Raw genomic sequence first — 22,696 nt, 5'->3', positions numbered from 1 at the left:
ACAGGATAGGATGAGGCTTACGATATCTTTTCCATGGCTTCGTACTGCGACCTGTACAGGTCGTAATAAAGGCCTTTGCGGTTTATAAGCTCGCTGTGGGATCCCATCTCTATGATCCTGCCGCCGTCTACCACGAATATCCTGTCAGCGTTTCTGATGGTGGAAAGCCTGTGGGCTATGACAAAGGACGTGCGGTTTTCCATGACTTTTTCCAGGGCTTTTTGCAGAATTACCTCGGTATGGGTATCTATGCTGGATGTGGCTTCATCCAGTATCAATATGTGCGGATCGGCTATTATGGTTCTGGCCAGGGCTATAAGCTGTCGCTGCCCTGTGGACAGCCTGTTTCCCATTTCCAGGATCTCTGTGTCGTAGCCTTTCTCTGTTTGGATTATAAAGTCGTGGGCGCCTACTGTTTTTGCTGCCTTTATTATCTCATCCATGGTGGCATCTGGCTTTCCATACCTTATGTTATCGGCTATGGTTCCATTGAAAAGGAACGTGTCCTGAAGCATTATTCCCATTTTGGACCTTAATGACTTTAGCTTAATATCCCTTATATCGCGGCCGTCTATGAGCACCGCTCCATCGGTCACATCGTAAAACCGGGCGATGAGGTTTATAATAGTGGTTTTACCGGCTCCGGTGGGGCCTACCAGAGCTATGGTCTCTCCTGGCCTTACCTTGAAGTTTACGCCGTTGAGCACAGGCCTTTCATTGTCGTAGCAAAATGTCACATTTTTAAATTCTACTTCCCCTTTTATCTCGCCTATGTCCACAGCGTCGGGCTTTTCTACAATAGCAGGCTTTATATCCATAATCTCGAATATGCGCTCTGCCCCTGCCATAGCCGATATCAAGGAATTGTAAAAGTTGCTCAGGTTCAATATAGGCTGCCACAGCATGCCTATGTAGCCGGTGAAGGCTACCAGAAGGCCTATGGTTATGCCACCGGTGTTTAAAAGCCTTATGCCGTACCAGTAGACCAGCGCCATGCTTATGCCCCACGATGCGTCCACCACCGGCCATAAAGCGGCGTTGACTCTGATAGCGCTGAGCCATACCCTTCTTATGTCCTTTAGCAGGTCCAGAAAAGTACCGCCTGTTGCTTTCTCCTGTACAAAGGCTTTTACCACCTTTGCCCCTGCAAAGGTCTCGTGGATGTAGGCATTAGCCGTAGAGAACTTCTTTCTGACCTGTTGCCACCTTTTCCTGGATATAACCTGTATACAGAAAAGGCTTATGGCGAGAAAAGGTAGGATGATAAGACCTACCATAGCCAGTTGCGGGTGCAGTTTAACCAGGATGATTATAATGGCCAAGAGGGTGATGGAATCGGGCACGATACTCGTTATCGTGTTTATTATTACGTCGTTTAACGAATTGACGTCGCCTATGACCCTCGATAGGATTTTGCCAACAGGTCTGCTCTCAAAAAAGTCGATGGATAGGTCCTGGAGGTGAGAAAACAGGTCCTGCCTTATCTGATAAAGGATGTTTTTAGCTACCTTTGACATCAGGCTTATCCGGTATCTGGAACAAAGCAGGGAAATGCCGTTTAAGCCGAGAAAAATTAACACGAGGACCATAAGGCCCTTTAAATTGCCTTTTGATATATAATTGTCTATAGACAACTTCATGAGGTACGGATTTAAAAGGCCTATAGCCGATGTTATCCCTATTAGTGATAGAATTAAAGCGATGGATTTTAAATAAGGTCTTAAGTACCCTGTTATCCTTACAAAAGTCTCTCGATTAAAGGGTTTTTCCAGCACCTCGTCATCTAACAGCCTATCTTTTGCCATTTACATCACCTCCCCGCCAATAAAGTCAAAGGCCTTGTATTGCTGGGTGTATAGAGAAAAGTATCGTCCCTTTTTGCCCATGAGCTCTTTGTGATTGCCTCGCTCTACGATCCTGCCTCCATCTAGTACGATTATTTCATCTGCGTCTTTTACCGATGATACCCTGTGGGCGATCATAAATGTGGTCCGACCCTTCATAGCGGCTTTTAACGCCTCTATGATCTCCTTTTCTGTGTACATATCCACAGCCGATGTGGCATCGTCCAGTATCAATATCCGAGGGTCTTTGAGAATAGCCCTGGCGATGGCTATCCTCTGCTTCTGTCCTCCTGATAAGCCTATACCCCTTTCCCCTATCACGGTGTTATATCCCTCGGGCATATTTACGATGAAGTCGTGGGCACCGGCTATTTTCGCTGCCTTTACGATTTCCTCCATAGAGGCATCAGGCCTGCCAAAAGCGATATTTTCAGCGACGGTATCTGAGAACAGAAATGTATCCTGCATAACAATACCTATGGATTCCCTCAGGTTTTTCAGGTCCATATCCTTTATATTTACGCCGTCCACGGTTATTTCCCCTGATGTGAGCTCATAGTACCTGCCTATGAGGTTTATTATGGTGGTTTTCCCGGCACCTGTGGCTCCCATTATGGCTATTTTTGCTCCTGGCCTTGCATCGATGTTTATCCCTTCCAATATATTTCTCCCATCTTTTTTATAACACACATCTTTAAAGACCACATGCCCTTTGACGTCCTTCAAAATTACCGAATCTCTGTTCACTACTACCTCGGGTTTTACGTCAAATATAGCCATGATCTTGGCGGCAGAGGCCTTGGCCTGCGCCATCAGGTTGATGAGCCATCCCATGTTTCTCACGGGCCATATGAGCATCCATATATAGCCGTAAAACGCCACCAGCTCACCTATGGTTATAACCTTTCTCATTACCATAATTCCACCTGCGTATACCATTAACACGATGCTTAGCCCGCTTAGAAAATCTATTACAGGAAGATACCTGGCCCAAATCTCTGTTTCCTCTATATTGAGCTGGAGAAAGGCTTGGTTTTCCCTGCGGAACTTTTCTCTTTCGTAATTCCACCTGCCAAAGGCGTGAACTACCCTGATGCCTGCTATGTTTTGCTCTGCGGTGGTGTTGAGCTTTGCTGCCTGATCGCTGATTTTGCCGTACACCCTGTCTATGAGCTTTTCAAAGCGAAAGGCTAGATAGGCGACAAAAGGGAGTGCTGCTATAGAAATTAATGTGAGCGTTGCGTTTATATGGAGCAAAACTATAAAGGCTGACATAAGGTATAAGATGCATTCTATGAGTATGCTGGCACCATAGGCTATGACTGCTTTGATGTTGTCCATGTCATTAGTCATCCTGGACATGAGTTCTCCTGTCTCTGTGTTGTCAAAGAAATTAAAGGGTAATGACTGTATGTGTTTAAAGAGGTCGTATTTTAAGTCCAGTATGGTGTTTTCTGACACAGCCTCCAGGCAATATGACCTTAGGTACATCAGCACGCCGCGGACTACGTTGATGGCTATCAGTGTCGCCAGTATCCTGTTTAGCAAATCCATCCTATGCCCCATGATAACCTTATCTATTAGGACTTCAGAAAAGTATGGGTTGTAAAGGTCCAGGCCCACGGTTAAAGCTATGGAAAGCACGGGGAGCAATACAGCGTACTTTTGCTTAAGCAGGTAGGATATCATTTTCTTATAAGGCATAAATTGTAGACCCCCTTGTATGTGTCGGGCACAAAAAAGCCACGGCAAGCAATTGTACCTGCGTTCCCGTGGCTTTATCGTCGTGTTGCAATCTAATACGATATTAACACGATTTCTATCAAAGCGCAAGAGGATTTTAAAAATTCATGCCGAAATAAAAAATTGAAAAAAATCATAATAAATTAAAAGATATGCTTACACGGGATTGATATTATTAATGTAGGGGAGAGATAAATAACATGCCTGTTGAAAGCAGTATTGCGGTTAAAATAAAGAGAAGTGTCGTTCTGAGGAATATGGGGTATGTAGGGAGGGAAGGCGTTTCTCAGGACGCCCTGCAGGAGGTAGATGAAGCCATATCCTCTTGTATGCCTTTTATTAAGCCTATGGTAGTTTACGATAAATTGCCTTTTGAAGTGGATCATCGGGAGAAGGCTGTTTGGATCAAAGGCCGGTATAGGTTTAAAGGGGATTATATCGTAAGAAATTTAGAAGGCGCTGATTGGATGGTTGTGGCGATAACGACCATTGGCAGGGGAATTGACGATCTTTGCGACAGGTGTTTTGAGCAAGGAGATTACTTTAAGGGATTGATATACGATGCCATCGGAGCCGCAGCGTTAAACAACTTGAACAGAAGGTTCTGGCTTAAGCTGGTAAGCGAAGCGAAAGGAGAAGGTATGGGCATAACCCACAGGTTGAGCCCCGGCCATAACGATTGGCATATAAAGGACCAGGAGACTGTATTCAGCGTCCTGGATGGCAGTTTGATCGGCGTTGAGCTTTCGGAAAATTATATGATGAAACCCGCTAAATCCTTAACTGTGGTATACGGCATGGGTAAGGGCATACCCGTGTCCAGGGTTGATCACGACTGTGTGGATTGCGAGCTTGAAGGTTGTGCTTTCAGGATGATGCCCAGGGGTGGATCCCATGTATAGGGTGAGCGTAGTAAAGGGCCAAAGCAGGGTATCCATACAGGTGGAGAAAAATAGGAAACTGTGGGATGTGCTCCTGGAACATGGAATCTTCCTGGAAAATTTCTGCAATGGCCATGGGACTTGTGGCAAGTGCAGAGTAATTGTACAGCCAGCAAGGGAACACCATCGCCTTACAGGGGTGGAAAGAAACTTTATATCTGAGGAGGAAGCGCAAAAAGGGTACAGGTTGGCGTGTGCCGTTTTGGTGGATGAGGACATGGTGGTGACGGTGCCTGAAAGGGATAGAGAGGCAGTGGTGCTTTTGTCCGCTCTTTACAGGGAAGTCCCGCTGGCTCCCAGGGTAAAAAAGGTAAAGCTGTGGTTAAAAGAGCCTGATCTTGACGACCAAAGGGATGATCTAAAACGGCTTACAGACAACCTGGGAAGTTTAAAAACAGGTCGCGATGTCATATGCAAGTTGCCTGGCGTGTTGAGGGAGAACGCATTTACTGTAAACGCCGTTATAAGAAAGGATGAGCTTGTGGATGTGGTACGGCCAGATCGCGATGGCCTTTACGGAATGGCGGTTGACATAGGTACAACTACCATAGCTGGTTATCTTGTGGATTTAAAGACAGGCAAGGAGGTAGACGTGTACTCCAGCTTAAACCCCCAGAGGCGATTGGGAGCTGATGTGATCAGCAGGATAAACCACGAGATAACAACAGATAGGGGCCGTGAGGAACTTCGCGATTTGATAGTAGGTGAGTTTAACCGAATGGTATCTCACTTCAGCCGGAGAAACAAGGTGAACAGAGATGATATATACGAGATCACCGTTGTGGGCAACACAACCATGATGCATATGCTGGCAGGCATTCCCGCCGACCATATCGCCAATGCCCCTTATGTACCGGCTTACACCAGGGAGCTAGAGGTCAAAGCCCGGGAGATGGGCATAGATATAAATCCCGACGGCTATGTGGTGATGCTGCCTATGGTATCGGGGTATATAGGAGCAGATACTGTGGCGGCAATCATGGCCAGCGGCATGTATGAAAACAGCGAGGTGAGTTTGCTATTAGATATAGGTACCAATGGCGAGATAGTCCTGGGCAACAGGGAGAGGATGGTCTCCTGTTCCGCCGCTGCTGGTCCTGCTTTTGAAGGCGCCAGGATAACCTTTGGCACCGGCGGCGTGGTGGGTGCCATAAGCTATGTTGACCTTGACAGCCAAGAGGTGTATAAGACGATAGGCGATGAAAAGCCTTTAGGCATTTGTGGTTCTGGGATTGTGGATGTTGCCTCTGAGCTAATCAAAAAAGGCATTGTAGATGAGACGGGCAGGATGAAGACAGCAGAGGAGCTGCAAGGCAAGCTGGATTCCAGGCTTCTTAAGAGGATAGTGGAGTACAACGGACAATTGGCCTTTGTGTTGGACCCACAATCGGGAATTCTCGTCACTCAAAAAGACATAAGGGAGTTGCAGCTGGCAAAGGGTGCTATAGCAGCAGGAATGAACATATTAGCAAAAAAACTAGGGTTACAGTGGGAGGATGTGCGCAGGGTTTATCTAGCGGGGGGATTTGGGAATTATATCAGGGTGGACAGCGCGGTAAACATCGGCCTTATTCCAGAGGTTTTAAAAGATAAGGTCGTTCAGTTAGGGAATGGCGCTGGGATGGGTGCCAGGATGGCTTTAATTTGTGATGAATACTTTAAACTGGCATCCAGGATCAAGGACAAGGTGGGGTACGTGGAACTGTCCGGTATTCCCGAATTCCAGACTGAATTCATGGATCAAATGTATTTTTGAGGACTGTTGCCTATGATTTCCAAAGACCTGCTGCAGAGAATCGTGGACGTTTATAAAAATTCCACAGGTATAGACTTGTGCGCTTTAAGCCCTCAGGGAGATGTGCTTTGCCAGTCCGGAGATGATCGCAGGTTTTGCTGCTATTTCAGGAAATTTGTAGGAAATGAGCTGTGCAAAAAGGTCCACGTACAGTCAGGTTTTACATCAGAGAAGCTGGGGGAAGGGTATGTATTTTGCTGCCCTGCTGGCATGGTCCACTGGTCGGCTCCTGTGGTTGTAAACAGAGTGGTAGTTGCGATATTGGTTGCCGGGCCTGTATTGATGACTGAGCCTGACGATTTGATGGTAGATGAGATAAAGGAAAAGTATGGCCTGAGAGCAGAGAAACTGGAGTTTTTAAAGAGGTCCTTGAGAGATATACCTGTGATCAAGCCGGACAGAATACGCTATTTGTCAGAACTGCTCTTTATGGTATCGGAGCAGGGTAGTTTTGAGGAAGTGGCCAGGTTTAGATCTATGAGGGAATTTTACGAGACGCAATCTAAGATTGCGGAGGAGATACAGGAGATTAAAGAAGGAGGCAATTCCTTTTGTTATCCTCTGGAGAAAGAGAGAGAACTGGTAAGGCTTGTAAAAGCAGGGGAGAAGATAGCCGCCAAAGCCATTTTAAACGAACTTTTAGGTCACATATTCTTTAAAAGCGGTGGCAACTTTGAGTACATGAAGGCCAGAGCTCTGGAGCTGGTGGTGGTGCTCTCCAGGGCCGCGGTAGAAGGGGGTGCGGACCTGGAGATGATCTTTGGCCTTAACTTAAGATACCTTCAGGATGCGGGCAGGATATCCGATGTAGAAGAGCTGTGTTACTGGCTTATAAAAGTACTGGATAGATTTACGGAAAGCGTATACAGCATTGGCCAGGCCAGAAATGCGGCAGTGTATCAGGCCATCGAATACATAAAGAATAATTACAAAGAAAACATATCCCTGGAAGACGTAGCCCATTATGTTCACCTGAGCCCTAATTACCTTTCAAGGTTATTTAAAGAAGAAATGGGCATGAGCTACACCGATTACCTCAATAAACTAAGGGTTGAAGAGAGCAAAAAGTATCTGGCTAAGCTGGATTTAAATATACTGGATGTAGCGTTAATGGTGGGTTTTCAAGATCAAAGCTATTTTACTAGGGTGTTTAAGAAATATGAGGGAGTATCCCCCGGTCAATTTAGAAAGATGAACTGGGGCTATATATAATGTGAGGAGGGAGTTTTAAATTATGGAAATTTTAAAGGAGATATCGGAGGCGCTGCAGGTTGGCAATGCTAAGAGGGTTAAGGAACTGGTGCAAAAGGCTCTGGACGACGGCATACCGGCTGGTGACATCCTGACTAAAGGGCTTATCGATGGAATGAACATCATAGGCGCAAAATTTAAAAACAACGAGGTGTACGTCCCTGAAGTGCTCATAGCGGCCAGGGCGATGCACGCCGGTATGGATATATTAAAGCCGGTACTCACAGCGTCAGGAGTGAAGCCTTTTGGCAAAGTGGTAATAGGCACTGTCAAAGGTGACCTACACGATATAGGCAAAAACCTGGTGAAGATGATGATGCAGGGCGTGGGCCTTGAGGTGATAGACTTAGGGGTAGATGTCCCGGCAGAAAAATTTGTAAATGCTGCTCGAGAAAATGGCGCTGATATAGTGGCGTTATCAGCGCTTCTCACTACCACGATGCCTGCTATGAGAGGCGTAATAGCTGCCCTTAAGGATGCCGGTATAAGGGATAAGGTGAAGGTTATGATTGGAGGTGCTCCTGTGACCCAGAGTTACGCCGATGAGATAGGGGCAGATGGTTACGCCAAAGATGCTGCTTCTGCTGCAGAAATGGCAAAGAACTTTGTGTTGTCATAGGCAGGGTTGTCATGGCGAATTTTCGCCTTTTTGTGTGGCGCTTTCAGCGCTTTTCTTTTTTTTCTCGACAAAGTAGGCACAGTTGGTAGGATTGTAGGTGGAATTGATGGGCTCTATGTGGTTTAAAGTGCACTTCCCGTCTTCTTGGTATATGCACTTTTCAGTACAATTTATATTCATCATTATAGTCCCTCCCGTCTTAATATGTCCAAAGAGAGCAAAAGTATAAGTAATGGTAATGTAATAGATCTGAAATATTTATGTAATAAAGTAGAGATAAAATGAAAATAAATGCTAAATTATATAGTAAGAGGAGGGGAGAGAGGAAAGACGTGAAGGTGTCGATAAAGAGCAGATTAGGTTGGGCGTTTATCTTAATGGTACTGTTTGTCATGGTATACAGCGTGGCATATGCTGGCGTAAGGAAGTACGTGATTGATGGGCGTGTGGTCTCGTATAACTATCCTCCTATAAGTATCTACGTAAATGGGGTTAAAAAAGCACCGGCCGTGGAGCCTTTGATGCTAAATAGCCGTGTATTAGTACATATACGCTTTATTGCAGAGCAATTTGGGGCAAAGATCACAGGCTACGACAGCAGCAAAGTGTCGATGAGTTATAACGGCAAAAACATAACCTTCTATTACAATAAAAACGTAGCTTATGTCAATGGATCGCCGGTGCAGCTAGATGCCAGTGTTAAATTGGTAAATAAAGGATACACGTATGTGCCTTTGAGGTTTGTAGTGGAGACGTTTTTTAATAAAAATGTACGGTGGGACAATTGGTCTGTTTACATCGACAATAAAGCGACCCCGGTGGTTAACGTCAAGAATGTAAGTTACGCCGATGGCAAACTTGTGGTTCAGGCCGATGGTGCTATCAGTTTTAACAAGTTTAATATGACATCACCTGATAGGCTGGTGTTAGACTTTAACAACGCTATACTTAACCTGCCTGATGGCAGTAAAGGTAAAAGTATTGATGTAAATAGCAATGGAATAAGGCAGATCCGCTATTCTCAATTTACCTCAAGCCCGGATCCCAATACGGTGAGGGTTGTAGTAGAATTTGACAAGATGGTAAATTATGAAATAGCCACTGCTGACGATAAAAAGGCGCTGTCGGTTGTATTTGATAAGCTGCAGCAGCCAGCCGATCCTCCAAGCCCACAGCCACCTGCATCTAATTATTACACTGTGGACAGCGTGCAGTACGGGATGTCGGGAAAAAGCGCTAATGTGACCATATCAACAAAGGCCACTGATTTTTATGTAGACAGGTTGGACAACCCCTCCAGGGTGTACATGGACATACACAATGCTCGGCTAAACAATGTCCCCGGTACTGTTTCGGTAAAGGATAATATAGTGGACATCGTAAAAGTGGGACAGTATTCTGCGGATACAGTGCGCGTGGCTGTTTATTTAAACGCCGACGTATCCTATCAAGTATTAAAACAGGATGGAGCTCTGGTGCTTTCGTTGACTCCTGTGGACAATTCTAAAAAGACCATCGTGGTGGACGCAGGACATGGCGGTTCAGACCCAGGGGCGGTAGGCAACAATTTGAGGGAGTCTGACGTAGTGTTGCAAATAGCTAAAAAACTGCAATCACTGTTGGCCGCAGGGGGATACAATGTGGTCATGACCAGAACCGACGATAGCTATGTAGGTTTGTACGACAGGCCTCAGCTGGCCAATCAATTAAATGCGGATGTCTTTGTGAGCATACATGCCAACTCCTATTCCAGTTCGTCTGCTAAAGGTACAGAAGTGCTTTATTTTAATAACATAAAGCTGGCTCAAATAGTCCACGATGAGCTTATGAAACAGGTGGATACAATAGATAGAGGCCTTGTGGAGAGGCCCCATCTGGTAGTTTTAAATAGCACCAATATGCCTTCTATCCTGGTAGAAACAGCTTTTATAAGCAACCCTGATGATGCTAAAAAGCTGTCTTCGGATGATTACCAGTGGAGGTTTGCCCGGGGAATTTACAATGGCATAGTTAAGTTTCTAAGTCAATAGGCCGCGGCCTATTTTTTTTATAGAAAATTTTGTGCTATAATATTTGCATCTGGATTTGAAAGGGGTACGTTGTTTAATGAGACGGGATAGAAGGTCGGCGGATGAACTGAGGGAGGTAAAGATCATCAGGAATTACCTTATGTATCCCGAAGGTTCTGTGCTGATAGAGATGGGGAATACCAAGGTTATATGCACGGCTACTATAGAAGATAAAGTGCCCCCTTTTTTAAAGGGCAAGAACAAAGGGTGGATTACCAGTGAGTACGCCATGATTCCCCGGGCCACTGAGGTGAGAAATGCCAGAGAAATATCAAAGGGCAGGGTTAATGGCAGGACTCAGGAGATACAAAGGCTGATTGGCAGGGCGCTGAGGTCGGTGGTGGACCTGGAGGCGTTAGGGGAGAGGACTATATGGATCGATTGCGATGTGATTCAGGCAGACGGTGGTACCAGGACAGCATCTATTACGGGTTCTTTTGTGGCGCTGGCAGAAGCCTTTGACAAAATGGTAAAGAAAAAGATATTGGATCACATACCCCTTACCAGCTACGTGGCGGCGGTTAGCGTAGGGATTGTAAACGGCGTGCAGATGCTGGATTTGTGTTATCAGGAAGACGCGTGTGCTAAAGTGGATATGAATGTAGTAATGACTGATAAAGGAGAATTTGTAGAGTTACAGGGCACAGGGGAAGAAAGCCCCTTTTCCCAGGGAGACTTGCTTGACCTTTTGGTGCTGGCTGAGAAAGGAATTAAGCAGCTCATAGATAAACAAAGGGAATCTCTAGGGGATATTGCAGATAAAATAGGGGTGAAATACAATGCAGGTACTTCTTGCGACGAAAAATCAAGGCAAAATAACAGAAGTGAAAGAAATTTTGAGGGATACGGGGATTGAACTTGTCGACATTAAAAGCTTGAATGTGGACGTGAGCGTTGCGGAAGACGGCAAGACTTTTGAGGAAAACGCACTCAAAAAAGCCTACGCATATCATGTGGCTACAGGTCTTCCTTGTATGGCAGACGACTCAGGGCTGGAGGTGGATTGCCTCAACGGGGAACCGGGGGTTTATACGGCGAGATACGCTGGTGAAAAAGCTACAGATAAGGATAATATCGCAAAATTGCTTTATGAGATGAGATCAGTTCCCCGTGAAAACAGAAGCGCTCGTTTTGTGTGCGCTATTGCGCTGGTGCTAACTGACGGCACGGTTATAATAACGAAAGCAAGCTGTGAGGGGATTATCGCCTTTGAAGAGCGAGGCAATGGCGGTTTCGGGTATGATCCTGTATTTTATGTTCCTGAGTACAAAAAGACGTTTGCTGAGCTTGATGAGGAGGTAAAAAACCACATAAGCCACAGGGCAAAGGCGTTGGCAAAGATGAAAAGGTATTTGGAAAAACTGGGTGTGATCGTATGAAGATAGGGGTTATAAGCGATACCCATAGGATGCTCTCGCTGGCCAAGGAGGCCATACGCCAGATGTCACCTGTGGATTTGGTGCTGCACCTGGGAGATAACTATACCGATGCCATTGCTCTGGCCAAGGCTTTTCCTGATATAAAGTTCGAGTACGTCATGGGCAATTGTGATTTTGGATACGGAGATAACACTGAAAAGTTGCTCAACATATGTGGTAAAAAGATCTTCATGACCCACGGCCATAGGTACGGCGTAAAGTACGGGTATAAAGAGCTGTACGAGAGGGCAAAGGAGCTAAATGCGGATGTGGCGCTGTTTGGACATACCCATTGCCCTCTTATGGAGCGCATCGGCAATGTTCACATCATAAATCCGGGCAGTGTTTCTATGCCCCGGTGCGGAGCTCATAAAACGTGCGCTGTCCTTTTCATTGACGAGAAGAAAATCGATTACGGGATGGTAGTGCTGGAGGATTAAAGCTTTTTATATATGTATGCCAAAGACTGTTTGTATGATGGTGCCAAAAATGTAGGATATGGCAGCGGCCCCCAGGCCTGTAGCCACCATTTCCATGGCTTTGTTTTTAATAGAGAGGCTTTCTGAAGCGATGGACACCACAAACCCCACAATTGATAGAGCAATTGCTGCTAAAATTATTGAGAGAATCAGTGACATCAGTGAGGACGTGCTTATTATAAAGAAAGGCAGAACAGGGAATACCACTCCTAGTATGTAGGACAACCCTGTATATGCAGCTGATTTGAACTCATTTTCAGTCACCTCCTCTGTCAGAAGCCCTATCATAGCCTGTTGATTTTCGCTCAATTTACCCACAACTTCACGGCTTATATCTTCGGGGATTCCTGATTGGGTAAGTTTGCTGTAGAGTTCGTCTTGTGCTCTCTGTTTGGATACGCTGAAGAGTAGTTCCATTTTGCTTTTTATTCCCTCGTTTACTTGCCTCTGGGACCTTACGGATGTAAATGCTCCAATAGCCATGGAAAGAGCACCTGCTACTCCTACTATGAGGCCATTTATTCCAACAGTAAAAGGATGAGAGGGGTATACGGCTGAAAGACCCGTGACCGTACCTAAGATTTCCACCAGGCCGTCATTCATGCCTAATATAAAATCCCTGATATTACCTATGTCAAAAGCGCCTTTCTGGTTGCCAAAGTGGCTTTCGTGCTCCAGCTCGTCTTGAATGATCTTTGCCAGCATATTTTTTTCTTTTTCTGTCAGTGATGACGCTTTGAGGTAATTGTAATATGATTTGGTGCTTGTGGCTTCTTTGGCTTCCAGCAGTGTTATAAATAGCCTGCTGCCTAACACTTTTTTGATTCCATTGTAAAGCCGCAGCTTTATCCTATTGGCTTTTTTTGGCTTTACCTTTACGTTCCTATCAATTAAGAACTGGTGCCAGAATGCAGTATGTTCAGCTTCTATTTTTGATAAATCCTCGTAATTCTTTTTGGCCTCTGCGTCCCTCTCTATTTTGGCTAGATAAGAGTATAGCTTTGTGGCTTCATACTCATCATGGTAAAAAGCAATGGCCTTTTGTATTTCGTCCATTTTCATCACCTTTTCACTGTTTAATAATGGTTTAATAATAATAGTATAATGCAAGGCTGGTTATAAAATCAATAACAACACTATCAATGAAAAGGGTATTGACAAACCTATTATTATTTAGTATACTATAAGTCGTCGGTGAGAATAGAAAGAAAGACAGGTTAGCATTGCGGGTGTAGCTCAATGGTAGAGCCCCAGCCTTCCAAGCTGGTCGCGAGGGTTCGATTCCCTTCACCCGCTCTAATGCGCCTATAGCTCAGTTGGATAGAGCAACGGACTTCTAATCCGTGTGTCGGGAGTTCGACTCTCTCTAGGCGCACTATGTGGTGGATATAGTTCAGTTGGCTAGAGCGCCAGATTGTGGCTCTGGAGGTCGTGGGTTCAAGTCCCACTATCCACCCCAGTTTAACATGCGGAAGTGGCGGAATTGGCAGACGCGCTAGATTCAGGTTCTAGTGGCCGCGAGGCCATGGGGGTTCAAGTCCCTTCTTCCGCACTGTTTATGCGGACATAGCTCAGCTGGCTAGAGCGCCACCTTGCCAAGGTGGAGGTCGCGAGTTCGAACCTCGTTGTCCGCTCTATTTTAATATGCGCCCTTAGCTCAGCTGGACAGAGTGACAGACTTCGAATCTGGAGGTCGTAGGTTCGAATCCTACAGGGCGCACATGGAAGAGATAAAAAAATTGGGATGTAGCCAAGCGGTAAGGCACCAGACTTTGACTCTGGCATTCGTAGGTTCGAATCCTGCCATCCCAGCTATCTATTCCCACACTTTTCCCACAGTAAAAAGTTGTAAAAGTAAAAACCTATACAAAAAGACGCTAATTAAAAAGGTCACTAATTTCTTCGGCAGCGTCTATTTTTTGTTCCTGCATCACATGTACATATATATTAGCTGTAACAGATATATCAGAATGTCCAAGGAGCATTTGGACAGTTTTTAATGGGACGCCTCTTTGAAACAATTTGGTAGCATAAGTATGACGCAAAGCGTGGAATTTTCGATATGGCACACCTGCTTTTTTAAGGAGTCTCTCATAGGCTCGAAGTAAGTTCCTGGCGTCTATAGGATTACCTGTTGCAGTTGCAAAAACATAACCATTATCATTATAAAGAGGGCCAGCTTTTAGTTTTTCCTCTTTTTGATTCGATTCATGCTTTTTTAATACAGGTATAAGGCTTGATGGAATAGGTACTGTTCGTGCGCTGTTTTTGGTTTTAAGAGGTTGCTCCCTGGTTTCGAGTTTTCTGTTTCCATTGGCATCTATTATAGTCACGGTTTTGATGGCCTGCTCTACTTTTATTTTTTTGTTTTCTAGGTCTACATGATCCCATTTTAGACCCAAAAGCTCTCCCTGCCGCAATCCGGTACCAAGCGCTAAGAGGATTAGTGCTTTTAGTCTATGGCCTTCCAAAGCTTTTTTAATGGCCTCTATTTCGTCATCCTTAAATATTTCAATTTCTGTTTCTTCCTGTTCAACTTCCCCTGGGATAACAAGACTTTTGCTCGAGCATGGGTTTTTTAAAATGTATCCTTCTTCTACAGCGTAGAAGAAAAACTTTTTGAGCAGCTTATTGAGGTTCTTTATCTGGCTGCTGGTTTTACCGCTCTCGTATAATTCGTTATAATATCGTTGCAATTGTATAGACTTTATAGCACTTAATCGTAGACCATATATTTGACTATTCTCGATATAGTTTCTATATATACCCTCGTATCGTTCAAACGTGGATGGCTTGATTCTGTTTGATACCCTGACCACTTCAAATAACCAAGTTTTCATCAAGGGCCCTAATGTCGCGTTCTGGAAATCAATATTTAGCCCACTCTTTATGCCATTTAGGTATTCATCTCTTTTGGCTTCTGCCTCTTTTTTACTTTTCCCGTAGAATTCTTTACGGATTAACTTTCCATTTGAATCTCTTCCGATAGTAACTGTTACACGATAATATTCATTACCGTTTTTTGTGTAGTTTGTTTTCTTGGCCATGAAATTCACCCTTCCTTTAATTCATAGCAAATTCTTATAAAAATTAATAAGACTCAAGTCTATATTCGATATATATACTATCTATATTGCATGGTTTTATATGCTGCTATTTCTTCTGCTACATTAAAAGCGTTTACAATTTGTTCATAAGTCATAAGCTCAATATCCATCGATTCAAATAATAAATATGTACCGAATAAATTAGCTTCTATTTCCAATCTGTTTTCAGACAAATATGTATATGCCCTCATAAAAGGACAATTTTCTCGAGGATGTAAGACAGCATGTCCAAGTTCATGAGAACATACTATAATTTTATTTTCGTAATTCAAGCCATTGTTAATATATATTTGTTTATTGCGATGAACATATTTGTAAAATCCCCATATCTGGCCCAAGGGGAGTGTGATAACATCTATGTTAAGCCATTCAGACAGCTCAAAGGGATTATTTGTATGATATTTCCTGACAAGCTTTTTTGCCATTGAAATTATCTGTTCTCGTGAGTACAAAGAACTCACCTCTATTTGCGGTATTTTTTAGGTGTATATTTTTCTTTATTTTTGATCTTTGCTAACCGTAGACCGAATTCGAGTGCTTGTTTTAACAATTCCCTATCTTCATCGGTAATTGGCTCATTGTAAAATAGCAAACCATCTGCGTGTTCTAAATCGTTCATCATTTTTTCGAGGTCTTTTGCAATGTCCTTTTTGTCTTTTTCAGTTAGCTTATCTTGTGTTATTTTCTCGGGATTTCGGATATCGCTTCTACCTAAAAGGTAGTCTACTGATACACCAAAAAAATCTGCTATTTTTTGCAATATCTCTGGATCAGGCATGCGTTGACCTGTTTCGTACATAGCAATTGTACTTGGAGAAAGTTGTAGTAAATCAGCCAGTTCACGTTGAGTTAATTGCCTTTCGCTTCGTAACTCTTTTAATCTATCTTTTAGCATCTGTAAGACACCTCCTTAATATTATTCCTTGCTCACGTTTATATTAAAAATATCACAATAAGTGAGGAATTACAATATAACACACGAAAAGTGATAATTTTTTAAAAAACTATTGACATACTCACGTTGCGTGATATAATATAATCAGAAAATAAATCACGTAACGTGAAGGAGGTGCTGTGATGATAAAACTCGCTGAATTAAGAAAAAAGAAAGGATTAACCCAAAAAGAACTAGCTGATATATTAGGCGTAAGTGAAAGTACAATTGCTATGTATGAAACAGGAGATAGGATTCCTTCGCTATTTAAAGCAAAAAAGATAGCTAAATTCTTTAATGTTAAAATAGAAGAAATTTTTTTTGGGAAAGAACATCACGTTACGCGAGCAGGTAACAGAAATCAATCCGAACAATCAGCATAGGAGGTGAGAAGGATGGAGGAAAAACGCAAAACTAACATAGCCAAAAGTTTAAAAGTTAATATCCTTTTTAGAGGCTTAGAAAAACTAAAAAAAACTAGTGCAGGCGATAAACCAAAAATAAAGGTTACCTGCACTAAAAGAACAAGCGTTGAAGTTGACGTTTTAGAATCCTAAATTCTTTGAAATATAAATTTCGGTAGCTTTGCTAAGCATATCGTTCCAACTAGAAAATACAGTGGAATTTTTAACGTGAGCATCTAACTCTTTATCAGGTATGGCCTCAAAGTCTTCTTGAGAGTTTATAACAAATTTACCAGCTTCAAAAAATTCATCAATGGTTGAAAAGTTGGTGTACTTATTCATAAACGAGCTAGTAAACAACTCATTAAATGATACAGTTTTTGTTTTTTCAAGTTCTTTAGCGGCTTTTTGTATTTGTTCAAATTTCTTTTGTAGTTTATCTAGACCTTCTATCTTAAAATCCACAATATCACCTCCTCTCCAAGAATATTGTACCATTTGAAGAGAGGGGAAACAAAAAAAGGGGGTTAGAATATATGGCCATAGCAAGTGCTAAAAGAGAAAATAACTACGATATTTTAGAACAACTTAAGAACATTATAAGAGATGCAATCAAAGAGGCAACTTACGAGCACAAATTGACACTCACAATAGAAGAAACAGCAAAATATTCGGGCATTGGAAGAGATAAGCTCATGGAATTGGCTCATAATCCAAATTCTGATTTCCCTTGCTTTAGGGTTGGATCGAAATTCTTAATTAACCGCGAGATGTTAAGAGAATGGCTTAGAAAAATTACCGAAGAAGGTAGAGTGTTATAAGGGGGAGACGATTTAAATGACATTAGAACAGAAAGCAAAAATCATTTTAGAGCATTTAGACACATTCGTCAATGTTAATTGGAACTTTGAAAAAGAATATATAAACGCGATTATGGCGGGGCTTGTATATATTCAAGAAAAAGAAAGGAATGAAAACAATGTGCATACCGGGATATCAGGATCTGAGCTATGAGGATAAAGTTATATTTAAAAGTTTTTTAAAGAGGTATTCAACGTATTCAAATAAGAGGCCGATTGCAGTTAAGGCTATAAAAGATAAATATAACGGAAAGTATTTAAAAGTTTATTTTAGCGACATGTGGTTGCACGTCAAAAGGTTTGGCGCGTGGTATTAAGAAGGGGGTTTTTATTATGATTAAGATTGAATTTGGCGAAGATCGGACTTGTATCGAATATGACAATAATGATAACACAAGCGACGAATTAATAGAAGGTTTCTATGGACTTGCAAAAGAATTGTTGAAACTTTCAGGAGAATATAAACCTAAGATGGTAATATATTTAAAGTCTATTGTGGATACGGCTATGAATTATCTTGAAGAATTTGATATAGGGGAGGATTTGTAATGTTTAAGATAGCTGAATTCAAGGGCGATATACAGGAGTTCAAAAGGTATGTTGATTCACTGATAGCAACAACAGAAGGTTTGTCAAGGGAAGATATCGAGTTTGAAATGGCGTCAGCGCTGCAGAAGATTTTTGATTTGGAAGTTGAAAGGAAAGCTGTATGGAAAGAAGTTGAAGAAGTAAAGAAGAAATATGAGAAAAAATTGCATGAAGCACAGTGGATAGATGGTGAGATAGCAAAATGCAGGGAATATCTCGCAACATTAGCGGATGATTACGTTAGGAAAAAGGATATAGCATGATAGAAGAATGGGGTAGAGATAAAATGAAAGCCACATTGGTTGAAGATCATATCGAAGTTACCCATTGTTTTGATGTAAAAGAAGCTATAAAAACCATTCCAGGCCGACGATGGGATCCTAAGAAAAAAGTCTGGATATTGCCAGCAACGCTCGAGGCAATAGACCATCTCAAATATATTCCGGGGAACGTCGATATTAGCATCAAAAATAAATACGAAGAATTAAAACGACTGCGAGAAAAAACAACAAATATAAAATTAGCAGAAGAAGTAAAGCCAATAGAACCGATGCCAATTAAAGTTAAGCCTTTTCAACATCAGGTAAAAGCCTATAATTTAGCACTATTAAATCCGAACTTTGCACTGCTCATGGAAATGGGTACAGGCAAGAGTCTTACATCAGTAGCTATTGCAGCAAGAAGGTATTTGCGAGGCGAAGTTAAGAAGCTTCTCATTGTAGCACCTACGAGCGTCTGCCCAGTGTGGCCAAAAGAATTTTTAGCAGCAAAAATAATGTACAAAATTGCAGTTTTAGAAGGTCCGATACAGCGAAGGATAAAAGAGCTAGAAAACTTATCACAATGGACAGATTTTTTACAAGTTGCAGTTATAAACTACGAAGCTACATGGCGCATGATAGATGCACTTCTCGCTTGGAAGCCAGATATGGTCATCGCAGATGAAAGCCAACGCATCAAAAATCCAACTGCCCAGCAATCAAAAGCAATGCATAAGCTGGGCAAGATTGCAAAGTACAAACTCATCCTTTCGGGTACTCCAGTGCAAAACACGCCTTTGGACTTCTTCTCGCAATACAAATTCCTCGATGACTCAATTTTCGGAACCAGCTACTACGCATTTAGAGCAAGATATGCAATCATGGGCGGCTATGGCGGCAAGCAGGTAATCGGATATAACAGACTGGATGAGCTTATACAAAAAGCGCACTCTATAGCTTTTAGAGTTACGAAAGAAGAAGCACTGGACCTGCCGGAACAAGTAGATGAATTTAGATACTGTGAATTAGAGCCAAAAGCAAAGCGCATCTATGAAGAAATCAAGAAGGATAGCTATACAGAGCTTGAAAATGGTGAGATCACAGTTAGAAATGTGTTAACAAGACTTCTGAGATTACAGCAAATAACCGGAGGCTATGTCAACACAGATGATGGAATACAAAAACAAGTTTCAAAGGCGAAATTAGAAACACTCAAAGAAATTGTTGAAGATATAGTTGAGACCGGCAAGAAGGTTGTAATATTCGCAAGATTCATCCCGGAAATACACGCAATACTCAAAATGCTACAAGAGATGCAGATCGGATACAGTTTCATAACTGGAGAAGTACCAATAAATGAAAGAGGTAAGAAGGTAAAACAATTTCAGGAGGATCCAGACTGTAAGGTGTTTATAGCACAGATCCAGACAGCAGGGCTCGGCATTACGCTTCATGCTGCCGATACGGCAATCTTCTACAGCGTTGATTTCAGCTATGCGAACTACGAACAGGCAAGAGCCAGGATACATCGTATCGGCCAGCGTAACAACTGCACATATATACACCTCTTGGCCAAAAACACCGTTGATGAACACGTGATGAAGGCCCTTCAGAAGAAGGAGGATATGGCCAAGATGGTGGTGGACAACTGGAGGATGTACTTTGAGTAAAGGAGATGTGATTTATGGAAATATTTGAGTTAGCGGAAAAGTTAAAGAGTCTTCGAGAGCGCAAGAAAGCACTCGAAGAGGAAGCAAAAAATTTGAGTCATGAAATTGAAGAGACGGAAGCGGAATTGACAAGTCGGATGATTGAAAGTGAAATGCAAAGCTTCCAGAAAGCAGGCACATTATTCTATCTAAATACAAAAGTATTTGCTTCACCGATACCAGAGAAGAAACAACAATTATTTCAGGCACTTAAAGACAATGGTTATGGTGACTTGGTTTATGAGACAGTCAATAGCAATAGCCTTTCAGCTTTTGTAAAGGAACAAATTGAGCAAAATGAGGACAAGCTGCCTGAATGGCTTGACGGACTTGTAAATGTATACGACAAGGTAACTATTGGTATGAGAAAAGCAAAATAAAAATTTAAGAGAGGAGAATTTGAGATGGAAGAAACAAAAAATTTAGCGGTTGTAAATGATTTTCAATTGCCACAAACAAATTCAAATATGAGTGAAGCGATGGCCGAAGAGATGGACGGTCTTCCCACCACTTTTGATAGAGTGAAGATACCAACCGGTGGAGGATTGGCCTTTGAGGTCCCTGGAGACGATCCAAACAATCCCGACATGGCAAAAGAGATAGTGGGCGTCATAGTAGATCATCATCCTATAAATGCCTTCTGGCAGAACAAATACGACGGAGCAAACAATCCTCCAGACTGTTCCAGCTTGGACGGAAAAATCGGCGTGGGTAGCCCGGGAGGTAACTGCAAAACATGTCCATATAATCAATTCGGCAGCGATGGCAAGGGCAAAGCCTGCAAGAACATGCACAGGGTGTACATTTTGAGAAACGGTGACGTATTTCCTCTACTGCTTACTCTGCCACCGACCAGCATAAAACCATTTGCGGATTATTTGGCAAAAAGGGTTATAACCAAGGGGTTAAGGTCTTATGAAGTCGTAACTAAAATAACCCTTAAAAAAGCTACGAACACTTCAGGTATAGTATACAGTCAGGCCCAATTCACGCTAGAGGGAATTCTGGACAAAGACACAGCAGAGAAGATGAGAATGTATGCTCAAGGTATCAAAGCAACGACAAGGCAGACGGCTATTGCTAATGATGAATATATAGTCGAAGAACCCAAAATGAATGACGAAGACCTCCCGTTTTAATGGCCCGGGCTTTATGCCCGGGGCTCTTCAACCATAACGACGGGAGGTGAGAATGATGGAAGATTTGGACTCAAGAATGATGGAAGATTTGGACTCAAAAATCGATTGGATACAATTTTATGGCAAGTATTTCCCCAAAATGAAACCAACTGGCACTAACAAAATGCTCGTTAATTGCCCTTTCCACGATGACCAACATGCTTCGATGTGGTTCAACACCACAAACGGGCTGTGGAAATGTGAAGCTTGTGGCGAAAGTGGTAATGGGCAGACCTTCCTTGAAAAAATGGAAAATATCGATGGCAAGGAAGCCTACAAAAGGCTTCTGCAAGAGGCCGGAGAGTACAAAGAACCACAAAAAAAGAAAACAATCAAATATACCGTTGAAGATTACTGCGCTGAAAAGCATTTCCCAATTGAGTATATAGCAAGTCTCGGAATTAAAAACGGCAAAGTTGGTATTTCGATTCCATACATGGATGAATCAGGGCAGGTAATTGCAAATCGACAGAGGTATCATCCCAAAAGCTCCATGCGGTTCAGCTGGAACAGGGGAAGCAAAGTTCATTTATATGGCCTTTGGAAAATGGCAGAATTCAGAGAAAAGGGCTATATCGTACTTGTAGAAGGCGAGAGCGACGCGCAAACTCTGTGGCTCTATAATATACCGGCACTCGGAGTTCCAGGTGCTAGCACATTCAATCCTGATTGGGTACCGATATTAGACGGGCTTACGATTTATATTCATCAGGAACCAGACCTTGGCGGAGAGACATTCTTAAAGAAAGTATGCGAAGCTTTAGCATATAAGCAGTTTCAAAGCAAGGTTTATAAAGTACAGATTCCAGGTGTCAAGGATCCTTCTAAATTACACATTGATGATGCAGAACATTTTGAACAACGTTGGAACGCTGTTATGAAAGCAGCTCAAGAAATAGACATAACGGAATTTAAGACAAAAGTCGAAGAGGTTATTCCTGGCGCACCAATACAGCTCAGGATGCCGGCAGGATGGAGAATGTCGCAAGAAGGAATATATTCAATCAATGACAAAACAGGCCTCCCAGAGCGTGTTTGCAGAACACCTATATTACTAAATTGCCGCCTAAAATCTTTGGATACTGGCGAGGAGAAGATGGAAATAGCCTTCTTCCGGGACGGAAGTTGGCAAAAAGAGATAGTTCAACGAAGCACAATATTCCAAAGCAGGACTATAACACAACTCGCAGATATAGGAATCACAGTAACATCTGAAAATGCTAAGCTTCTCGTAAAGTTTCTCGGAGCTCTCGAAGCTGAGAATATTGATATATTGCCGCTTAAAAAGTCAGTTAGTCAGCTTGGATGGTATGGAAAATATTTTTTACCATGTCATAGTGGAGACCTGGTATTGGACATAGATAGAAACTCGAGAAGGTGGGTAGATGCATACAGTCCTGAAGGCACATTGGAACAATGGGTCGAAAGCATGAGGCCATACAGAGAAAATGTGATTTCAGATTCATATTAGCCAGCTCATTGCTGCTCCGTTATTAG

Annotated in this window: 26 protein-coding genes and 7 tRNA genes; 25 read left to right on the top strand and 8 right to left on the bottom strand. The window is 42.6% G+C overall.

From position 1 onward, the window contains the following. Positions 1-17: 17 nt before the first annotated feature. The gene (locus CALPO_RS0107275; RefSeq protein ID WP_026486718.1) at positions 18-1,805 is read right to left on the bottom strand and encodes an ABC transporter ATP-binding protein; all 1,788 of its coding nucleotides are present in this window, start codon (positions 1,803-1,805) and stop codon (positions 18-20) included. Further along, positions 1,806-3,548, bottom strand: a complete 1,743-nt coding sequence (locus tag CALPO_RS0107270) for an ABC transporter ATP-binding protein (protein WP_035172462.1) — start codon at positions 3,546-3,548, stop codon at positions 1,806-1,808. A gap of 239 nt (positions 3,549-3,787) precedes the next feature. Here CALPO_RS0107270 and CALPO_RS14210 point away from each other — a divergent pair, with 239 nt between their 5' ends. Genes CALPO_RS14210 through CALPO_RS0107255 form a run of 4 tightly spaced genes read left to right on the top strand, consistent with a single transcriptional unit; the run spans position 3,788 to position 8,193 of the window. Then, positions 3,788-4,489 carry a hypothetical protein gene (locus tag CALPO_RS14210; protein ID WP_051585911.1) on the top strand — a complete coding sequence of 234 codons (702 nt, stop codon included), beginning with the start codon at positions 3,788-3,790 and terminating at the stop codon, positions 4,487-4,489. Next, complete coding sequence (locus tag CALPO_RS13535; protein WP_051585910.1) at positions 4,482-6,284, top strand: ASKHA domain-containing protein; 1,803 nt, start codon at positions 4,482-4,484, stop codon at positions 6,282-6,284. Before CALPO_RS14210 ends, CALPO_RS13535 begins: the two co-directional genes overlap by 8 nt. A 12-nt stretch (positions 6,285-6,296) precedes the next feature. Then, on the top strand, positions 6,297-7,535 hold the full coding sequence (locus tag CALPO_RS0107260; RefSeq protein ID WP_026486716.1) for an AraC family transcriptional regulator: 1,239 nt from the start codon (positions 6,297-6,299) through the stop codon (positions 7,533-7,535). 22 nt (positions 7,536-7,557) lie between these two features. Beyond that, positions 7,558-8,193, top strand: a complete 636-nt coding sequence (locus CALPO_RS0107255; protein ID WP_026486715.1) for a corrinoid protein — start codon at positions 7,558-7,560, stop codon at positions 8,191-8,193. 9 nt (positions 8,194-8,202) lie between these two features. On the opposite strand, the gene CALPO_RS14670 is transcribed toward CALPO_RS0107255, so the two are convergent. Continuing rightward, on the bottom strand, positions 8,203-8,376 hold the full coding sequence (locus CALPO_RS14670) for a hydroxymyristoyl-ACP dehydratase (RefSeq protein ID WP_156940163.1): 174 nt from the start codon (positions 8,374-8,376) through the stop codon (positions 8,203-8,205). Positions 8,377-8,525: 149 nt separating this feature from the next. On the opposite strand from CALPO_RS14670, the gene CALPO_RS0107245 reads away from it, so the two are divergent. From CALPO_RS0107245 to CALPO_RS0107230, 4 genes are all read left to right on the top strand, one after another. Continuing rightward, positions 8,526-10,223, top strand: a complete 1,698-nt coding sequence (locus CALPO_RS0107245; RefSeq protein ID WP_156940162.1) for an N-acetylmuramoyl-L-alanine amidase family protein — start codon at positions 8,526-8,528, stop codon at positions 10,221-10,223. 76 nt (positions 10,224-10,299) lie between these two features. Then, on the top strand, positions 10,300-11,118 hold the full coding sequence (rph, locus tag CALPO_RS13530) for a ribonuclease PH (protein ID WP_051585909.1): 819 nt from the start codon (positions 10,300-10,302) through the stop codon (positions 11,116-11,118). After that, positions 11,042-11,641, top strand: coding sequence for an XTP/dITP diphosphatase (locus CALPO_RS0107235; protein ID WP_026486713.1), 600 nt, complete (start codon positions 11,042-11,044; stop codon positions 11,639-11,641). The genes rph and CALPO_RS0107235 overlap by 77 nt, the downstream gene beginning before the upstream one ends. Then, positions 11,638-12,120 (top strand): metallophosphoesterase, encoded by a 483-nt coding sequence (locus CALPO_RS0107230; RefSeq protein ID WP_026486712.1) that lies wholly within the window; start codon positions 11,638-11,640, stop codon positions 12,118-12,120. The genes CALPO_RS0107235 and CALPO_RS0107230 overlap by 4 nt, the downstream gene beginning before the upstream one ends. Before the next feature lie 6 nt (positions 12,121-12,126). Here the strand turns inward: CALPO_RS0107230 and CALPO_RS0107225 are convergent, their stop codons facing one another. Next, positions 12,127-13,215 (bottom strand): VIT1/CCC1 transporter family protein, encoded by a 1,089-nt coding sequence (locus CALPO_RS0107225; protein WP_026486711.1) that lies wholly within the window; start codon positions 13,213-13,215, stop codon positions 12,127-12,129. A 169-nt stretch (positions 13,216-13,384) separates the two neighbouring features. On the opposite strand from CALPO_RS0107225, the gene CALPO_RS0107220 reads away from it, so the two are divergent. From CALPO_RS0107220 to CALPO_RS0107190, 7 genes are all read left to right on the top strand, one after another. After that, positions 13,385-13,455, top strand: a tRNA-Gly gene (locus tag CALPO_RS0107220). 5 nt (positions 13,456-13,460) lie between these two features. Further along, a tRNA-Arg gene (locus CALPO_RS0107215) sits at positions 13,461-13,534 on the top strand. A gap of 7 nt (positions 13,535-13,541) precedes the next feature. Continuing rightward, positions 13,542-13,618, top strand: a tRNA-His gene (locus CALPO_RS0107210). Between the two features lie 9 nt (positions 13,619-13,627). After that, positions 13,628-13,711 (top strand) — tRNA-Leu (locus CALPO_RS0107205). A gap of 8 nt (positions 13,712-13,719) precedes the next feature. Further along, positions 13,720-13,793: transfer RNA gene (locus CALPO_RS0107200), tRNA-Gly, on the top strand. 12 nt (positions 13,794-13,805) lie between these two features. Continuing rightward, positions 13,806-13,879: transfer RNA gene (locus tag CALPO_RS0107195), tRNA-Arg, on the top strand. Positions 13,880-13,899: 20 nt separating this feature from the next. Then, positions 13,900-13,971 (top strand) — tRNA-Gln (locus CALPO_RS0107190). Between the two features lie 65 nt (positions 13,972-14,036). On the opposite strand, the gene CALPO_RS0107185 is transcribed toward CALPO_RS0107190, so the two are convergent. The 3 genes from CALPO_RS0107185 to CALPO_RS0107175 form a co-directional block, all read right to left on the bottom strand. Beyond that, complete coding sequence (locus CALPO_RS0107185) at positions 14,037-15,206, bottom strand: tyrosine-type recombinase/integrase (RefSeq protein ID WP_026486710.1); 1,170 nt, start codon at positions 15,204-15,206, stop codon at positions 14,037-14,039. 77 nt (positions 15,207-15,283) lie between these two features. Then, a complete protein-coding gene (locus CALPO_RS13525; RefSeq protein WP_051585908.1) occupies positions 15,284-15,691 on the bottom strand; it encodes an ImmA/IrrE family metallo-endopeptidase in 408 nt (135 codons plus the stop codon). 38 nt (positions 15,692-15,729) lie between these two features. Continuing rightward, positions 15,730-16,161, bottom strand: coding sequence for a helix-turn-helix domain-containing protein (locus CALPO_RS0107175; RefSeq protein WP_026486709.1), 432 nt, complete (start codon positions 16,159-16,161; stop codon positions 15,730-15,732). A gap of 182 nt (positions 16,162-16,343) precedes the next feature. On the opposite strand from CALPO_RS0107175, the gene CALPO_RS0107170 reads away from it, so the two are divergent. Then, positions 16,344-16,583: a helix-turn-helix transcriptional regulator gene (locus CALPO_RS0107170; protein WP_026486708.1), complete on the top strand. Its 240-nt coding sequence runs from the start codon at positions 16,344-16,346 to the stop codon at positions 16,581-16,583. Between the two features lie 12 nt (positions 16,584-16,595). After that, positions 16,596-16,757 (top strand): hypothetical protein, encoded by a 162-nt coding sequence (locus tag CALPO_RS14665; RefSeq protein WP_156940161.1) that lies wholly within the window; start codon positions 16,596-16,598, stop codon positions 16,755-16,757. Here the strand turns inward: CALPO_RS14665 and CALPO_RS0107160 are convergent. Further along, complete coding sequence (locus CALPO_RS0107160; protein WP_218915171.1) at positions 16,746-17,069, bottom strand: hypothetical protein; 324 nt, start codon at positions 17,067-17,069, stop codon at positions 16,746-16,748. The genes CALPO_RS14665 and CALPO_RS0107160 overlap by 12 nt on opposite strands. A gap of 71 nt (positions 17,070-17,140) precedes the next feature. On the opposite strand from CALPO_RS0107160, the gene CALPO_RS0107155 reads away from it, so the two are divergent. The 8 genes from CALPO_RS0107155 to CALPO_RS13520 all read left to right on the top strand — a co-directional run bounded on the left by CALPO_RS0107155 (position 17,141) and on the right by CALPO_RS13520 (position 22,670). Further along, positions 17,141-17,425: an excisionase gene (locus CALPO_RS0107155; protein ID WP_035172459.1), complete on the top strand. Its 285-nt coding sequence runs from the start codon at positions 17,141-17,143 to the stop codon at positions 17,423-17,425. Positions 17,426-17,441: 16 nt separating this feature from the next. Next, a complete protein-coding gene (locus tag CALPO_RS14660; RefSeq protein WP_156940160.1) occupies positions 17,442-17,618 on the top strand; it encodes a hypothetical protein in 177 nt (58 codons plus the stop codon). A gap of 179 nt (positions 17,619-17,797) precedes the next feature. Then, entirely contained in the window at positions 17,798-18,013 is a 216-nt protein-coding gene (locus CALPO_RS0107140; protein WP_026486704.1) for a hypothetical protein, read from the top strand. Next, positions 18,013-18,315: a hypothetical protein gene (locus tag CALPO_RS0107135; RefSeq protein WP_026486703.1), complete on the top strand. Its 303-nt coding sequence runs from the start codon at positions 18,013-18,015 to the stop codon at positions 18,313-18,315. Before CALPO_RS0107140 ends, CALPO_RS0107135 begins: the two co-directional genes overlap by 1 nt. Then, a complete protein-coding gene (locus CALPO_RS0107130; RefSeq protein ID WP_218915170.1) occupies positions 18,312-19,982 on the top strand; it encodes a DEAD/DEAH box helicase in 1,671 nt (556 codons plus the stop codon). Before CALPO_RS0107135 ends, CALPO_RS0107130 begins: the two co-directional genes overlap by 4 nt. 14 nt (positions 19,983-19,996) lie before the next feature. Further along, positions 19,997-20,401 (top strand): gp33 family protein, encoded by a 405-nt coding sequence (locus CALPO_RS0107125; protein ID WP_026486701.1) that lies wholly within the window; start codon positions 19,997-19,999, stop codon positions 20,399-20,401. Positions 20,402-20,425: 24 nt separating this feature from the next. Then, positions 20,426-21,160 (top strand): hypothetical protein, encoded by a 735-nt coding sequence (locus CALPO_RS0107120; RefSeq protein ID WP_026486700.1) that lies wholly within the window; start codon positions 20,426-20,428, stop codon positions 21,158-21,160. A 55-nt stretch (positions 21,161-21,215) separates the two neighbouring features. After that, positions 21,216-22,670 carry a DUF927 domain-containing protein gene (locus CALPO_RS13520; protein ID WP_051585907.1) on the top strand — a complete coding sequence of 485 codons (1,455 nt, stop codon included), beginning with the start codon at positions 21,216-21,218 and terminating at the stop codon, positions 22,668-22,670. Positions 22,671-22,696 lie beyond the last annotated feature (26 nt).

The sequence above is a fragment of the Caldanaerobius polysaccharolyticus DSM 13641 genome (assembly GCF_000427425.1).
GTDB lineage: Bacteria > Bacillota > Thermoanaerobacteria > Thermoanaerobacterales > Caldanaerobiaceae > Caldanaerobius > Caldanaerobius polysaccharolyticus.
This window is presented reverse-complemented; position numbering and strand designations above follow the sequence as displayed.

Excerpts from the sequence above, each read along its gene's own strand:
- CALPO_RS0107135 (WP_026486703.1), top strand. The coding sequence starts at position 18,013 with ATGTTTAAGATAGCTGAATTCAAGGGCGATATACAGGAGTTCAAAAGG.
- CALPO_RS0107230 (WP_026486712.1), top strand. The coding sequence starts at position 11,638 with ATGAAGATAGGGGTTATAAGCGATACCCATAGGATGCTCTCGCTGGCC.
- CALPO_RS0107235 (WP_026486713.1), top strand. The coding sequence starts at position 11,042 with ATGCAGGTACTTCTTGCGACGAAAAATCAAGGCAAAATAACAGAAGTG.
- CALPO_RS14210 (WP_051585911.1), top strand. The coding sequence starts at position 3,788 with ATGCCTGTTGAAAGCAGTATTGCGGTTAAAATAAAGAGAAGTGTCGTT.
- CALPO_RS0107255 (WP_026486715.1), top strand. The coding sequence starts at position 7,558 with ATGGAAATTTTAAAGGAGATATCGGAGGCGCTGCAGGTTGGCAATGCT.
- CALPO_RS14665 (WP_156940161.1), top strand. The coding sequence starts at position 16,596 with ATGGAGGAAAAACGCAAAACTAACATAGCCAAAAGTTTAAAAGTTAAT.
- CALPO_RS0107275 (WP_026486718.1), bottom strand. The coding sequence starts at position 1,805 with ATGGCAAAAGATAGGCTGTTAGATGACGAGGTGCTGGAAAAACCCTTT.
- CALPO_RS0107270 (WP_035172462.1), bottom strand. The coding sequence starts at position 3,548 with ATGCCTTATAAGAAAATGATATCCTACCTGCTTAAGCAAAAGTACGCT.
- CALPO_RS0107185 (WP_026486710.1), bottom strand. The coding sequence starts at position 15,206 with ATGGCCAAGAAAACAAACTACACAAAAAACGGTAATGAATATTATCGT.
- CALPO_RS0107155 (WP_035172459.1), top strand. The coding sequence starts at position 17,141 with ATGGCCATAGCAAGTGCTAAAAGAGAAAATAACTACGATATTTTAGAA.
- CALPO_RS13535 (WP_051585910.1), top strand. The coding sequence starts at position 4,482 with ATGTATAGGGTGAGCGTAGTAAAGGGCCAAAGCAGGGTATCCATACAG.
- CALPO_RS0107140 (WP_026486704.1), top strand. The coding sequence starts at position 17,798 with ATGATTAAGATTGAATTTGGCGAAGATCGGACTTGTATCGAATATGAC.
- CALPO_RS0107225 (WP_026486711.1), bottom strand. The coding sequence starts at position 13,215 with ATGGACGAAATACAAAAGGCCATTGCTTTTTACCATGATGAGTATGAA.
- rph (WP_051585909.1), top strand. The coding sequence starts at position 10,300 with ATGAGACGGGATAGAAGGTCGGCGGATGAACTGAGGGAGGTAAAGATC.
- CALPO_RS0107170 (WP_026486708.1), top strand. The coding sequence starts at position 16,344 with ATGATAAAACTCGCTGAATTAAGAAAAAAGAAAGGATTAACCCAAAAA.
- CALPO_RS13525 (WP_051585908.1), bottom strand. The coding sequence starts at position 15,691 with ATGGCAAAAAAGCTTGTCAGGAAATATCATACAAATAATCCCTTTGAG.
- CALPO_RS0107120 (WP_026486700.1), top strand. The coding sequence starts at position 20,426 with ATGGAAGAAACAAAAAATTTAGCGGTTGTAAATGATTTTCAATTGCCA.
- CALPO_RS0107130 (WP_218915170.1), top strand. The coding sequence starts at position 18,312 with ATGATAGAAGAATGGGGTAGAGATAAAATGAAAGCCACATTGGTTGAA.
- CALPO_RS0107125 (WP_026486701.1), top strand. The coding sequence starts at position 19,997 with ATGGAAATATTTGAGTTAGCGGAAAAGTTAAAGAGTCTTCGAGAGCGC.
- CALPO_RS0107175 (WP_026486709.1), bottom strand. The coding sequence starts at position 16,161 with ATGCTAAAAGATAGATTAAAAGAGTTACGAAGCGAAAGGCAATTAACT.
- CALPO_RS14660 (WP_156940160.1), top strand. The coding sequence starts at position 17,442 with ATGACATTAGAACAGAAAGCAAAAATCATTTTAGAGCATTTAGACACA.
- CALPO_RS0107260 (WP_026486716.1), top strand. The coding sequence starts at position 6,297 with ATGATTTCCAAAGACCTGCTGCAGAGAATCGTGGACGTTTATAAAAAT.
- CALPO_RS14670 (WP_156940163.1), bottom strand. The coding sequence starts at position 8,376 with ATGATGAATATAAATTGTACTGAAAAGTGCATATACCAAGAAGACGGG.
- CALPO_RS13520 (WP_051585907.1), top strand. The coding sequence starts at position 21,216 with ATGGAAGATTTGGACTCAAGAATGATGGAAGATTTGGACTCAAAAATC.